Source organism: Microbulbifer sp. JSM ZJ756 (assembly GCF_044383805.1).
In the GTDB taxonomy this organism is placed as follows: domain Bacteria; phylum Pseudomonadota; class Gammaproteobacteria; order Pseudomonadales; family Cellvibrionaceae; genus Microbulbifer; species Microbulbifer zhoushanensis.
In genome coordinates, this window is the sequence record NZ_JBISER010000007.1 from 88,217 (window position 1) to 102,579 (window position 14,363).

Sequence of the window (14,363 nt, forward strand, 5' to 3'; positions counted from 1 at the left end):
AGAACAGGCTTCGCCAGGGCAGTATCCAGAGAGAGTCAAAAGAACCTAATAATTCGGGGAAAGGCTGATGAGAAGAAAAATTTTCCACAAAGACCGTCTCGCGGTCACCATTTCCATGGCGCTTGGCGCGACCATGCTGCCCGCCGGTGCCCTGGCCCAGGAGGGCGATGCGGCCCTGGAAGAGGTCGTAGTTACCGGTATCCGCGGCAGTCTCAATCGCTCCATGGACCTCAAGCGCGACGCCCAGGGTGTGGTGGATGCCATCTCCGCCGAAGACATCGGCAAGATGCCCGACACCAACCTGGCAGAATCCCTGCAGCGTATTACCGGTGTGTCCATCGATCGCCAGAATGGCGAGGGCAGCCGGGTAACCGTGCGCGGCTTCGGTCCCGACTACAACGTCGTGACCCTGAACGGACGCCAGATGCCGGCGGCCAATATCGAGGCCACCACCGCTTCCGCATCCCGTTCCTACGACTTTGCCAACCTGGCCGCCGAGAGCGTCAGCGCGGTGGAGATCTACAAGACCGGCAAGGCCGACCTGCCCACCGGTGGTATCGGCTCCGTGATCAATATCCGCACCGCCCGTCCGCTGGAGCAGGACGACATGGTGCTGAACCTGAGCGCCAAGACCACCCACGACACCTCCAATGACGAGGGTGATGACTTCACCCCGGAGATGTCCGGTATCTTCAGCACCAAGTTTGCTGACGACACAATCGGCGTGTCTGTGACCGGTTCTTACTCCAAGCGCGACAGTGGCTACGCCAAGTCAGAAACCCCCTCCGGCTGGTACACCATCCCGGGTGGCCAGGGTGATTGGGGTTCCGTTGCTCCCGACAATCCCAACTTCGAAAACCCGCCGCAGGAAGGTGATGTCTACTCCATGCCGCGCGGCATCGGTTATGCCTTCGGCGAGGTACAGCGTGAGCGCACCAACGCCCAGGTGACCCTGCAGTGGGCGCCGGTAGATAATTTCGAGGCCACCCTCGACTACACCTACGCCGAGCAGGACGTCGAGCAGCAGTACAATGCCATGGGTGCCTGGTTCAACGGTGTTCCGCTGTCCGGATCCTTCACCCCGGGCTCTGACGGTGGCAGCGTTGTGGCGCCGATCATCTACACCGATGGCACCGCCGGCGACGTAACCTTCAACGCGGGCGAGTGGGGCAGCATCAACGAGAACAACTCTGTTGGCCTGAACCTGGTCTGGAACCCCAGCGACAACCTGACCCTGGCTTTCGACTACCACAACTCCACAGCCGAGAACGGTGCGAAAGACGGCCGCGGTACCAACAACACCATCGCCGGTGTGCAGTACAACCGCCTGACCACCACTGTGGATTACAGCAAGGACCTGCCTACCACCAGCTTTGAGTTCATCGACGGCCAGGATTTCGATCCCGCGCAGATGCTCACTTCCGGTACCAGCTTCCGCAACAGCTTTATGAAGCACGACATCGAGCAGGCGCGTTTCGACGGTACCTTTGATGTCGATGCCGGCCCGGTGAAAACCATCGACTTCGGTATTGGCTTTACCGAGTCCACCAACCGCTCTGCCTTCGCCAATGCCCAGCGTGATACCTGGGGTGGTTACGGTGATCCGTCCCAGTACCCGGACGACATTTTCGTGCAGAAGAGCATGGCCAGTGCGCTGGACCAGTTCGGCAGTGCCGACAGCGCGAACATGACGCCGTACTACTATGCGGCTGACTTCCAGGGCATGATCAACGCCATCTCTGCTATCGCGACCGCCAATGGCGAGACCATCAGCCCCTGCGGAACCGTCCTGTGTGCCAGCGACGACTTCACTACCGACCGCACTGCGGTGGAAACCCAGCAGGCGGCCTACTCCCAGGTGAACCTGGCCTGGGAAGATATCCCCATGCCGGTAAACCTGGCGATCGGCCTGCGCTTCGAGGACACCCAGGTGGACGCGAAGGCGAAGGTGCCGCAGTACGATTCCATCATCTGGGCCGGTGACAACGAGTTCGTCGCACAGGCCAGCGGCCTGGGCTTCAGCGAGCAGGAAGGTGCCTACAGCAACTGGCTGCCGAATATCGATTTCGATATCGCGCTGCGGGATGACGTGATTGCCCGTGCCTCTGTGAGCAAGACCATCACCCGTCCGGGCTTCAACGATATCCAGGGTGGCCAGACCATCGATCCGTTGCTGCGTGCCCAGGGCGGTAATGCCTCGCGCGGTAACCCCGACCTGGATCCGTTTGAGTCCACCAACTTCGACCTGTCTGCGGAGTGGTATTACGGCGAGGGCAGCTACGTGTCCGCAGGTTACTACCGCAAGGACGTGAAGAACTTTATCGGCCAGAGCTCGTTCACCGAGACCACCTTCGACCTGGCGCACCCGGCACAGGGCCCGCGCTACGAGCAGGCGGTTGCCGACCTGGGTACCAGTGACCCGGCCCAGGTACGTGCCTACATGGAGTCCCTGTACGGTGCCCCGGTGGTAGGTTCTGCGGCCGAAGGTGACGCTGCCGCGGTATTTACCGTGATTGCGCCGGTCAACGCCGAGAATGCTGAAATCGACGGCTTCGAGTTTGCGGTCCAGCACATGTTCGGCGACTCCGGTTTCGGCGGTATCTTCAACTACACCACCGTCAACGGCGACATCGCCTATGACAACTTCAACACCAACAAGGGACCGGACGCGGAAAACCAGTTCGCGCTGCTGGGCTTGAGCGACTCGTTCAACGTCGTGGGCTTCTACGACAAGAACGGTATCCAGGCTCGTATCGCCTACAACTGGCGCGATGACTTCCTGACCGGAACCTTCGACGGCAACGGTGAGCGTAACCCGGTATACACCGAGGCTTACGGCCAGTGGGATGCCAACGTGAGCTACGACATCCAGGACAACTTCTCTGTATTCCTGGAGGGCATCAACCTGACCGACGAGACCCAGCGCCTGCATGGTCGCCATGAAAACATGATGATTGGCACCATCCAGACCGGGGCCCGTTACAACCTGGGTGCCCGCTACACCTTCTGAGGCATTCGCCAATAAGAAGTATCCCAGGAGGGGGCAGCTTGCTGCCCCCTTTTGGTTTCAACAGAATGGGCACAGCGACATTGGCGTGACTTCTCCTGCCGGTGTATGTTGGGTCCTTCCTGAAGCGGTAAGAAACTGTCATGCAACAGGCTCCATTATCCATTCTGGTGCTGGGCGGGGGTGCTGCTGGTTGGCTGACCGCCGCAGTACTGGCGGCTGAACATGGCCGGACCCGCGGAGGCCACTGTGACATCGTCCTGGTGGAATCGCCGGATGTGCCGACCGTGGGCGTGGGCGAGGGCACCTGGCCTTCCATGCGCGAAACCCTGCGGCGTATCGGCCTCAGTGAGAAGCGCCTGTTTGCCGAATGCGACGCTGCCTTCAAGCAGGGCTCGCTGTTCAGCTCCTGGCGTTCGCAGAGCGCGGACGACCGCTACTACCACCCCTTTTCCCTGCCCCACGGCTACTTCGAACTCGACCTGGCGGCCACAGCCGGGCTGGAGAATTACGCCTATGCCGTTACCCCCCAGGCGGCCATCTGCGATGCCGGCCTGGCGCCCAAGCAGCTGGCAACCCCGGACTATGCCGGCGTCCTCAACTACGGCTACCACTTCGATGCCGGCAAGTTCGGCCAGTGCCTGCGGGACCACAGCGTCAGCCAGTTGGGCGTGCGGCATATCCAGGCCGAGGTAGAGCGCGTAGAGGGTCGCGATGACGGCACCGTAGCGGCGCTGCATACCCGTGACGGCCAGCGGCTGGCGGCGGACCTGTTCGTGGACTGCTCCGGCAGCGCCGGGCTGATTATCGACGGCCACCTGGGCATTCCCTGGGAGAGCAAGACCTCCGTCCTGTTCAATGACCGGGCACTGGCCGCACAGGTACCCCACGCTTCCGCGGATGCACCCATCGCCTCGGTGACGCGCTCGACAGCGCGCGCCAATGGCTGGGTCTGGGATATCGGCCTGCCCACCCGCCGCGGTATGGGCTATGTCTATGCCAGCGATTTCGTCGATGACGATGCGGCGGAAGCGGATTTTCGCAGTTTCCTCGCCGGCCAGGTTGGCGAAGCCGAAGCGCAGGAGCTTGCCGTCAGGCAGCTGCGCTTTGCGCCCGGGCATCGCTCGGTGTTCTGGCAGGGCAACTGCGTCGCCGTGGGTATGGCAGCCGGCTTTATCGAGCCACTGGAAGCCTCGGCACTGGCGCTGATCGAGCAGTCCGCCGGCCTGATCCGTGACCTGCTGCCGGCACAGACGGACCAGATGGACCTCGCAGCAAAGCGATTCAACCGGCAGATGCTGGCGCACTGGGACAACATCATCGAGTTCCTGAAGTTGCACTACGTCCTGTCGACGCGCAGCGACTCGGATTACTGGCAGGCACACCGGCAACCGGAATCGATCCCGGAATTACTGCAGGAAAACCTGGCCCTGTGGCGGCACCGGCCGCCGGGGCGGCAGGACTTCCCCCAGGCACAGCCGCTGTTCCCGCCGGCAAGCTACCGTTATGTGCTGAACGGCATGGGCCAGCCGTGCGACTTTGCCCGCGCCCCGCGGGCGGACCAGAACCATGACCGCGCCCGCGCGCTGCTGGCCGAGGTGCAGAAGCAGCTGGCCAGCTACCGCCAGGGGCTGCCGGAGAACCGGCAGCTGATCGCGCAGCTGATCAGTGGTGCGCCACCGGGGGCGCGAAACCGATGAATTACCCCGACTACATACCCGCGGTGGAGACCCGGGACGATATCGGCCCGGAGCAGGTGGCTGCAGCAATTGCCGGCCGCACTACGCCACTGCTGATGAAAGGCGCGCTGGATAGCTGGCCGGTGGTGCAGGCAGCGCAGGCCGGTGGCCTGGCGGAATACCTGGCACCGTTCGACCAGGGGCGGTCCCTGGTGGTGTTCCGGGCAGGCGCCGAAACCCGTGGGCGCATTTTCTATAACGAGGCGATGGATGGTTTCAACTTCGCCCGCTCCACCGGTCGCCTGCTGCCCACGCTCAAAGAGATCGAGAGTGGTGAGGGCGGCGATGACATCTGTTATGTGGGCTCGACCCCGGTCGACCACCACCTGCCGGGCCTGCGGGCGGAGAACGACCTGGACCTGGACGGCGCGGAGCCGCTGGTGTCCCTGTGGTTCGGCAACCGCACACGCATTGCCGCCCACTTTGACCTGCCGGAGAACCTGGCCGGAGTGGTCGCCGGGCGCCGGCGGTTTACCCTGTTCCCGCCCGAGCAGGTGGGCAACCTGTATCCCGGCCCGCTGGACTTCAACCCGGCCGGGCAGGCCATCAGCCTGGTGGACTTCTACGCACCGGATTTCGAGCGCTTCCCGCGCTATCGCGAGGCGCTCAATGCGGCCACGGTTGCGGAGATGTCGCCCGGTGACCTGCTGTTCGTGCCCAGCATGTGGTGGCACCAGGTGGAAGGCCTGGATGACCTTAATGTACTGGTGAACTACTGGTGGCGGAGTACCCCCGGCTGGACCGGCCTGCCACACGATGCGATGCTGCATGCACTGCTGTCGATCGGCGGCCTGCCCGAGGCCCAGCGCCGGGCCTGGGGCCACCTGTTTGATCACTTTGTGGTGAACCGCGAAGCTGCGGCAGCACCGATCCCGCCGGAACGTCGCGGTGTCCTGTCGGCACTGGACCGGGGGATGGCCGCGCGACTGAAACAATTATTAATAGAAAAACTGCAGCGGATGCCCTGAGTCCACGGACCGGGAAAATGACGAGAGGCTGAGGTAGCGATGAGTCAACCGATCAGGAAAATTGTGATTGCCGGCGGCGGCACTGCCGGTTGGATGACAGCGGCGGCCCTGTCGAAACTGATGGGCAAGGATCTGGAAATCACCCTGGTGGAGTCCGAGGCGATCGGCACCGTCGGCGTGGGCGAAGCCACCATCCCCACCCTGGTATTTTTCCACCGGCTGCTGGGAATCGAAGAGCCGGAATTTCTCGCCGCAACCCAGGGCACTTACAAGCTCGGTATCAATTTCGAGAACTGGCGCGATGTGGGCAAGGACTACCTGCACGCTTTTGGCATCACCGGCAAGGACTGCTGGGCCTGCGGTTTCCAGCACTTCTGGCTGCGCGCCCGTGAGCTGGGGCTGGCAGGTGATTTCGGCGAGTACTGCCTGGAACGGCGCGCTGCAGAGGCGGAGAAGTTCACTCACCTGCCCAACAACGGCCTCAATTACGCCTTCCACTTCGATGCGAGCCTCTATGCCAAATACCTGCGCCAGTTCAGTGAGTGTCATGGAGCCAGGCGGGTGGAAGGCAAGATCGACCAGGTCCTGCTGCACCATGACACCGGCAATATTCGTGCACTGAAGCTGGATTCGGGACAGGAGCTGGATGGCGACTTTTTTATCGACTGCACCGGCATGCGCGCGCTGCTGATCGAAAAGGCGCTGCACACCGGTTTTGAGTCCTGGTCCCACTGGCTGCCCTGCGATACCGCGGTGGCGGTGCAGACCGAGGCGGTGGCCCCGCCCATCCCCTATACCCGTTCCATCGCCCGTGAGAGTGGCTGGCAGTGGCGGATCCCGTTGCAACACCGCGTCGGCAATGGCCAGGTCTATTCCAGTAGCTACCAGGATGACGACGCCGCGCGCCAGCAGCTGATGGGGAATGTCGAGGGCGAGCCCCTGACCGATCCGCGGTTGATCCGTTTCCAGACCGGGCGCCGGCGCAAGCAATGGCACAAGAACTGCCTGGCCGTGGGCCTGTCCAGCGGTTTCCTGGAGCCGCTGGAATCCACCAGTATCCACCTGATCCAGCAGAACATCGTGCGCTTCCTGCGTTTCTTTCCCCATACCGGCATCGGCCAGGTTGAGGTGGACGAGTTCAACCGCCAGGCGGACTTCGAGATGGAGCGCATCCGCGACTTCATCATCCTGCATTACAAGGTCACCGAGCGGGACGACACGGAGTTCTGGCGTTACTGCAGGCAGATGGATATACCCGATACGCTGGCCAACAAGATCGATATGTTCCGCGAAACCGGCCATGTGTTCCGCGAGGGCAATGAGCTGTTCGTGGATTCCTGGCAGCAGGTGATGATCGGCCAGGGGCTAATGCCGGAACGCTACCACCCGCTGGTGGGCACCATGTCTGAAAGTGAGCTGGCCGGGTTTATCGAGCATATCAAGGCGGAAGTGGATGGTGACCTGAATCGCCTGCAAAATCACAGCGACTACCTGGTCAGCTTCCTGTCCCGCCACGCTGGCAGCGGTGCCTGAGTGCGGTAGCACGGCGTGCGGGAATCGGGAATACACCGCACCGGTTGCGCGCTGCCATACCGCGCCACCGGCCTCGTGAGTACCGGTTAGCGGCGCTGGTTGCCGGCCGCGTGGCCGGCAACATTTCCTGCTTTTCATTGGCTCGACCGGCTGGTCCCGTTCCCGTCCCGGCTGCCCCCTATTTGATCCTTCTTATCGAAAAGCCCCCCGCCCGCGCCGTTTCGCGTGATAGAAATAGCTCCAATCAAGCCTCGCACAACCGGTGCCGCGAATGATGAGAGCGCGGCAGCGGGGTAGATAAGCCCGAACAAAAAATTGATGTACTGGGAAAAATAAAGATGGCAACACTGGGAACAAACCTGGAGACGGGAGCGGTCAGCGCGCCTTCGTCCTCGCAGTCCAGCCAGCAATTCGCGCTGGTGGCACTCACCTCATTGTTTTTCATGTGGGGGTTCATTACCTGTCTCAATGACATCCTGATTCCGCACCTGAAGGGTGTCTTCGACCTGAATTACACCCAGGCGATGCTGGTGCAGTTCTGCTTCTTCGGGGCCTACTTCCTGATCTCCCTGCCGGCGGGCAAGCTGGTGGGCGCTATCGGCTACCAGCGCGGTATCGTGGTGGGGCTGTCGGTGGCGGTGGTTGGCTGCCTGCTGTTCGTTCCCGCGGAGCGCCTGCAGGTCTATACCCTGTTCCTGATTGCGCTGTTTGTGCTGGCTTCCGGTATCACCATCCTGCAGGTTTCCGCGAATCCCTATGTCACCGCACTGGGAGATGAGAAGAGCGCAGCCAGTCGCCTGACAATGACCCAGGCCTTCAACTCGCTGGGCACCACCGTGGCGCCCTTCTTCGGTGCCTTCCTGATCCTGTCGGTTGCCGGTATCGGTTCGGGCGAACTGTCCACCGAGGAGCGGGCTGCGGCAGTGGAGCTGCCCTACCTGATCCTGGCGGGCGCACTGGCGTTGCTGGCCATCACCTTTGCATTCCTGAAGCTACCGCGCATCGATGGGCATGCACCGACCCTGGAGTCGGCTGGCAACAGTGATTCCGCCTGGCGTCACCCGCACCTGGTACTGGGTGCCCTGGCCATCTTCGTTTACGTGGGTGCCGAGGTCGCTATCGGCAGCTTCCTGGTGAATTTCCTCTCCGAGTCGCATATCGCCGGCCTCACCGAGGAAAAGGCAGCTTACTACGTGGCTTACTACTGGGGCGGCGCCATGGTGGGTCGCTTTATCGGTGCGGTTGTCATGCGCCATGTCCCCGCTGGCAAGGTGCTGGGCATCTGTGCCACCGGCGCCTGTGTGCTGCTGGCGCTGGCCATAGGCGGCACCGGCAAGGTGGCGATGGTCGCCATCCTCGCGGTGGGCCTGTGCAACTCCATCATGTTCCCGACCATCTTCAGCCTGGCACTGGCCAAGCTGGGCCCGGCGACCAGCCAGGGCTCCGGCATCCTCTGCCTGGCCATCGTCGGCGGCGCCGTGGTGCCGCTGCTGCAGGGCGTGCTGGCCGACCAGATCGGCATCCAGCTGGCCTTCGTCCTGCCCATCGTCTGTTATCTCTACATCCTCTTTTACGGTATCCGTGGACACCGTATCGCCATGGAAAGCTGAGAGGCTTTTCATCATCTCCCTAGGAAAGGGTTCGCCCGGCAGCGCAAGCTTGCCGGGCTTTTTTATGCCTGCCGGAAACCTGCGGTCTTCAAAACCGGTCCGGTAGGGGCGCATCTTGTGTGCACCCGGGTTGAGGTTTTTTTCTGGTCCTGGTGCGGGCTTCTGCCAGGGCGCACACAAGGTGCGCCCCTACACGGGGATCGTGCACCGGAGTGCGGCTACTCTCCTGTAGGAGCGGCCCATGGCCGCGACCGGACCTGCTCGTCACCCCCAGACGTAGGAGCGGCCGCTGGCCGCGACCGGGATGGATCGTGCCGATAACAGGGAGGAGAGGAACCGGGATTCCACACGCACCCCGGAGGAAACGTCAGCGGGGTGTCGCGGCGGCCTGACCGCGGCTGGCGTCCAGGTATTCCTTGATCGGCTGGCGGTAGTTGCGGCTTACCTTGACCTCGGAGCCACTGGCCAGGGTCAGCAGGTACTCGCCCTTGCTCAGCACCTTGATGTGCTCGATAAAGTTCAGGTTCACCAGGGTCGAGCGGTGCACCCGCTTGAAGGTCTCGGACGACAGCTGTTCCTGCAGTTCCTTCATGGTGCTGCGCATCACGTGGGTCTCACCACTGGCGTGCACGCACATATAGTCGCCGGCGGCGTCGATCCACTCGATATCCGCCTGGCAGATCATGGTGATACGGCCGCGGTCCTTGATTGCCAGCTTGGCCTTGCCCTCCCGCGCCGGCGCCTCGGCTGGCGCGCCGGTATCCGGCTGTTCGCGCTGCTCGATATCCTCCATGGAAGCCAGCAGGCGGTTCTTCTCGCCATTGCCGCCGGCGCCGGACTGGCCCGCACCCGCGTGCAGGCGTTCCCGCGCCCGCGACAGTGCGGTCTGCAGGCGCTCGGTTTCCAGGGGCTTGAGCACATAGTCCACCGCATGCACCTCGAAGGCGTTGACGGCGTACTGGTCGTAGGCGGTGGTGAAAACCACCAGCGGGATGGTGTCGCCCTGCAGGCGCCGCACCACATCAAAGCCGTTCATGCCCGGCATCTGCACATCCAGGAACAGGATGTCCGGTGTGTGCCGGGCCACCGCATTCAGTGCCTCGCGGCCGTTGCGGCAGCTGGCCACCACCTCGATATCCGGCAGCTCTTCCAGCATGGCCTGCAGCAGGCGCAGGGCCAGTGGTTCATCATCGACAATCACCGCTCTCAGGTGGCTCATGCGACTACCTCCCGTCGTGTTGTTGCCCCGGCTCCGGTGGCGGCGAGTTCGAGCGGCAGGCTGATGCGGACCATCATGCCCCCGTTCTCCTTGCGCTCCTGGCTGAGGCTGTAGTTATTGGAATACAGGGTGCTGAGGCGGTCGCGCACATTGGCCAGGCCCACGCCGGTGGAGGCCTGCTCCGGTGCGCCCGCCCCGGAATTGTCGTCACGGCTGCCCGAGTCGCAGACGCGCAGCTCGAGCCGGCTGTCGTCCAGCTGGCGCGCACCGATCTTGATCAGGCCGCCGGACTCGCTCAGGGCAATGGCATACTTCACCGCGTTCTCCGCCAGCGGCTGCAGCAGCATGCTGGGCACGCGGGCAGTATTCAGCTCCGCGGGGATCTCCAGTTCCACCTGCAGGCGGTCGGCAAAGCGGGTTTTCTCGATCTCCAGGTATAGCAGCACCGCGTTGATTTCCTGCTCCAGGGTCACCTTCTGTACCGGGTCCTCGGTCAGGGAGTGGCGCAGGAACTGGCTCAGGCGCACCACCATGTCGCGGGCCTCGCTGGCCTGCTCGAAGCGGATCAACGCGTTGATGGAATTCAGGGTGTTGAACAGGAAGTGCGGGTTGAGCTGGTAGCGCAGCATCTTCAGCTGCGCCTCCTTGGCCACCGCCTCGGCGTGCAGCCGGCGAATCTGTTCCCGCTCGTGTACCGCGGCCACCTCCAGCATCTTCTCGTGCTCGTGCTCCAGCAGCAGGTAGTATTTCACCCCGCAGTAGAGGGCGCTCCAGAACAGGAACACGAACAGGGAGGCGTAATACCAGCCGCCGAACTCGGACCACAGGGAGTGCTCACCGGTGAGCCGGATATACATCTCCATGCGCACCAGGGTCCAGATGCCGGCAATCACCGCCACCGCCACCAGGTAGAGGAAGGTGCGCAGCGCGATGGGAGTGTCCCAGGCGATATCGAAGATCGGTCGCAACAGCAGCGACAGCAGGAAGGCCACCGAGCACTGGAACAGGGTGTTGCCGGGCTCGAACCGCGGCCACTCGACTGAACTGTGCCAGAAAGTCAGGGAAAGGAAGGTAACCACCAGAATCCCCAGCCAGCTGATGAGCTGCAGTTTCCAGAACCAGCGCTGGGAATGCAGCCTGACCGACAGGTCCGATTGCTGCGGGGGAGTCTCTGCCATAGTGGCCCGGTAATAAATGTTATCTCTCTCTCATCTTTAGCGGTGTTTTGCCGCTGCACAGATATTAACCCGCGGGCCCCGGGCCGGCCAGCGCCGTACCTGACTCCCGATCCGCCCTGTCGGGTTTTTGGCCCGCCTTGTCGGTTGCGGTCACCGGGCCGGTGGATACGGTCACGGAAACACCTGCCTATCCTGTCCGGCGCAGTTTCAGTCCGGGTCACCGCGAGCGCCCGCTGCGCAGGGGGGGTGCAAACTGCAGCTGTGCTAGAGTGCGCCGGTGTAGTAGGGTAGGGTCGTCCCGCCCTCTGCAGGGCCCCCGCCATGTGCGGGGCAAAAGAAAAGCGGCAACGCCGTGATAAAAACGACCCAGCGACGCAAAGACAGTCTCACAGGACTCTTGCTGCGAGCCGCACAGGTTCGCGCCCGCGGGCGGCTTGCGCGAGCAGCCGCCACGCGTTTTAACCAGGCTGTTTCCAGCGAGCTAGGCAGGTGCAATAGACCGGATTCCCGATGAAAGAGTTAGTCACCGGCACGGGCGAGATAGGCGGATCCCATGCGGGCATGGCAACGCCGATCGAGTCGGCCGCATCGGCCACTGTGCCGACGCGCACCGGCCTGGTGGTGCTCACCTCCCTGTTCTTTATCTGGGGCTTTATCACCAGCCTCAACGATATCCTGGTGCCGCACCTGCGGAACGTATTCGAGCTGAGCTATACCAAGGCGATCTTCGTCCAGTTCAGCTTCTTCGCCGCCTACTTCATCGTCTCCATTCCCGCCGGCAAGCTGCTGAAGCGCGTCGGCTACCAGCTGGGGCTGGTGATGGGGTTGTTGATTGCCTGTGCCGGCTGCCTGATCTTTATCCCCGCCGCACGCATGCAGGTCTACGAGGTATTCCTGCTGGGCCTGTTCGTCCTGGCCGCGGGCATTACCATCCTGCAGGTATCCGCCAATCCCTACGTGATTGCCCTCGGTAGTGCGGCTACCGCCCCCAGCCGGCTCAACCTGACCCAGGCATTCAACTCCCTGGGTACCACCCTGGCGCCATTCTTCGGCGGGCTGGTGATTTTTGCCGGCGTCTCGGTGGGTATCGACCGTTCCACCGCCGAGGGGCTGCAGGCCTTCCGGGCGCAGGAAGCGGCGCTGGTGGAGGCTCCCTATTTCTGGCTGGCGGTGGTGCTGCTGCTGATGGTGGCGTTCTTCTCCTGGATCCGCCTGCCCAGCATTCCCGGCCACCAGCTGCCGTCGCAGGTGCGCCCCGGCGCCGACAGCAAGCTGGAGTTGTTGCGCCATCCCCGCCTGTCCCTGGGTGCCATCGGGATCTTCGTCTATGTGGGCGCCGAGGTGGCAATCGGCAGCTTCCTGGTCAACTTCTTCGGCGAGCCCGGCGTGGCCGGCATGAGTACCGGTGAGGCCGCGCGCTATGTGTCCTATTACTGGGGCGGCGCCATGATCGGCCGCTTCGCCGGTGCCCTGCTACTGCGCTATATCTCCGCCGGCGTGATGCTGGCCACCTGTGCGCTGGGAGCCGCGGTGATGATCGTGCTGGCCATGGCCACCTCGGGCATGCAGGCGGTGTGGGCCATCATTGCCGTGGGCCTGTTCAACTCGATCATGTTCCCCACCATCTTCAGCCTGGCCCTGCAGGGCCTGGGCCGGCACACCAGCCAGGGCTCCGGCATCCTGTGCATGGCTATCGTCGGCGGTGCCTTCGTGCCCCTGCTGCAGGGCATCCTGGCGGACCAGATCGGTATCCAGCTGTCGTTCCTGGTGCCGTTGCTGTGCTACTGCTACATCGTCTACTACGGCACATTCTCCCCGCTGCTGCGCAACCGCACCTGAGTTGCGCGCCGGGCAGCTTCCCTCTTGTCCGGAATTCAGACCACCCCGCCGACTATCCCGCCGCGGCCCCTTGGCAGCGAAGGCAGGTAATTGCATTTTGTCATGCTGCCGGTCGTGCGTTACACGTGGCGGCCAAGAATAACGATAACCAGCAGGTTAAAGGGGTAAGCGGGTTCGGATATGCAGGCAGCAGCGATACAGGTAGGAAAGCCGGGAAACGACGCCGGTGTGACTTCAATAACAGGCCGGCAGCGGATGCTCGTTGCCGATATCGGCGGCACCAACGCCCGCTTTGGCATTACCTCCCCGGGCGACGCCGCGGTAGAGGAGATCCTCACCCTGCCCTGTGCCAGCCATGCCTCCCTTGAGCATGCCATCCGCGCCTACCTGGAGGCGATTCCCGCCGCCGCGGCGGCGGAAATCGGTGAGGCCTGTATCGCCGTGGCCGGGCCGGTGGACGGGGACCGGGTGGCGGTCACCAACCTGCCATGGAGTTTTACCGGCGCCGCGCTGGCGGAGGCCCTGGGCTATCGCCGCGTCTCCCTGCTGAATGACTTCGCCGCCCTGGCCCTGGCCTGTCCCGGCCTGGATGGCACCCACCTGGAAAGAATCGACAACCTCACCGGCCCGTTGCCGGAAAGTGAGCCCGTGCGCGCCGTGGTGGGCCCGGGTACCGGCCTGGGTGTCTGCGGCCTGCAGCGTACGGCAGCGGGCTGGCAGGCCCGCCCCGGCGAGGGCGGCCACGCCAGTATCGCCCCGGCCACTGACGAGGAATTCGCCATCATCCGCTACCTGCACCGCGAGTTCGACCATGTCTCCGCGGAGCACCTGCTGAGTGGCCCGGGGCTGGAAAATATCTACCGGGCAATGGTCGCCGTGCGGGATGCCGCTGTGCCGGCCCGCAGCGCCGCCGACATCGGCGCTGCGGCGCTGGTGGGCGAATGTGCGCTGGCCCGCGATGCCGTAAACACATTCTGCGGCCTGCTGGGCGGCTTCTGTGGCGACGTGGCACTGGTGCTCGGTGCCCGCGGCGGTCTGTACCTGGGTGGCGGCATACTGCCGAAGATGCACCCGCTGCTGGTGCGCAGTGATTTTGAGCGCCGGCTGCGGGCCAAGGGCCCCATGTCCGGCTACCTGGCCGAGTTGCCGGTGTACCTGGTGCACCACCCGTTCCCGGCCCTGCACGGGGCGGCGGCGTTCCCGGGCAGCAATGAATAAAAGCAAGTGCGAACAAAAAGTACGAATAACAGAGTTCCCGAAGAAATGAGGA

Annotated in this window: 9 protein-coding genes; 7 read left to right on the forward strand and 2 right to left on the reverse strand. The window is 63.4% G+C overall.

The window, feature by feature from the left end; genetic code table 11:
- The first annotated feature begins 67 nt into the window (after positions 1-67).
- From ACH6CX_RS12455 to ACH6CX_RS12475, 5 genes are all read left to right on the forward strand, one after another.
- Entirely contained in the window at positions 68-3,010 is a 2,943-nt protein-coding gene (locus tag ACH6CX_RS12455) for a TonB-dependent receptor (RefSeq protein WP_396675496.1), read from the forward strand.
- Between the two features lie 140 nt (positions 3,011-3,150).
- Entirely contained in the window at positions 3,151-4,707 is a 1,557-nt protein-coding gene (locus tag ACH6CX_RS12460) for a tryptophan halogenase family protein (protein WP_396675497.1), read from the forward strand.
- Complete coding sequence (locus ACH6CX_RS12465; protein ID WP_396675498.1) at positions 4,704-5,714, forward strand: cupin-like domain-containing protein; 1,011 nt, start codon at positions 4,704-4,706, stop codon at positions 5,712-5,714. Before ACH6CX_RS12460 ends, ACH6CX_RS12465 begins: the two co-directional genes overlap by 4 nt.
- A gap of 39 nt (positions 5,715-5,753) precedes the next feature.
- Positions 5,754-7,247 (forward strand): tryptophan halogenase family protein, encoded by a 1,494-nt coding sequence (locus ACH6CX_RS12470; protein WP_396675499.1) that lies wholly within the window; start codon positions 5,754-5,756, stop codon positions 7,245-7,247.
- A 338-nt stretch (positions 7,248-7,585) separates the two neighbouring features.
- Positions 7,586-8,857 (forward strand): sugar MFS transporter, encoded by a 1,272-nt coding sequence (locus tag ACH6CX_RS12475; protein ID WP_232940005.1) that lies wholly within the window; start codon positions 7,586-7,588, stop codon positions 8,855-8,857.
- Between the two features lie 367 nt (positions 8,858-9,224).
- On the opposite strand, the gene ACH6CX_RS12480 is transcribed toward ACH6CX_RS12475, so the two are convergent.
- Positions 9,225-10,076: a LytTR family DNA-binding domain-containing protein gene (locus tag ACH6CX_RS12480; protein ID WP_232940004.1), complete on the reverse strand. Its 852-nt coding sequence runs from the start codon at positions 10,074-10,076 to the stop codon at positions 9,225-9,227.
- Positions 10,073-11,254: a sensor histidine kinase gene (locus ACH6CX_RS12485; protein WP_232940003.1), complete on the reverse strand. Its 1,182-nt coding sequence runs from the start codon at positions 11,252-11,254 to the stop codon at positions 10,073-10,075. The genes ACH6CX_RS12480 and ACH6CX_RS12485 overlap by 4 nt, the downstream gene beginning before the upstream one ends.
- A 510-nt stretch (positions 11,255-11,764) precedes the next feature.
- Between ACH6CX_RS12485 and ACH6CX_RS12490 the strand changes: the two genes are divergently transcribed.
- Together ACH6CX_RS12490 and glk are read left to right on the forward strand one after the other, a co-directional pair.
- Positions 11,765-13,093 carry a sugar MFS transporter gene (locus ACH6CX_RS12490; protein WP_232940002.1) on the forward strand — a complete coding sequence of 443 codons (1,329 nt, stop codon included), beginning with the start codon at positions 11,765-11,767 and terminating at the stop codon, positions 13,091-13,093.
- A gap of 228 nt (positions 13,094-13,321) precedes the next feature.
- Positions 13,322-14,311 carry a glucokinase gene (gene glk / locus ACH6CX_RS12495; RefSeq protein WP_232940001.1) on the forward strand — a complete coding sequence of 330 codons (990 nt, stop codon included), beginning with the start codon at positions 13,322-13,324 and terminating at the stop codon, positions 14,309-14,311.
- Positions 14,312-14,363: the final 52 nt, after the last annotated feature.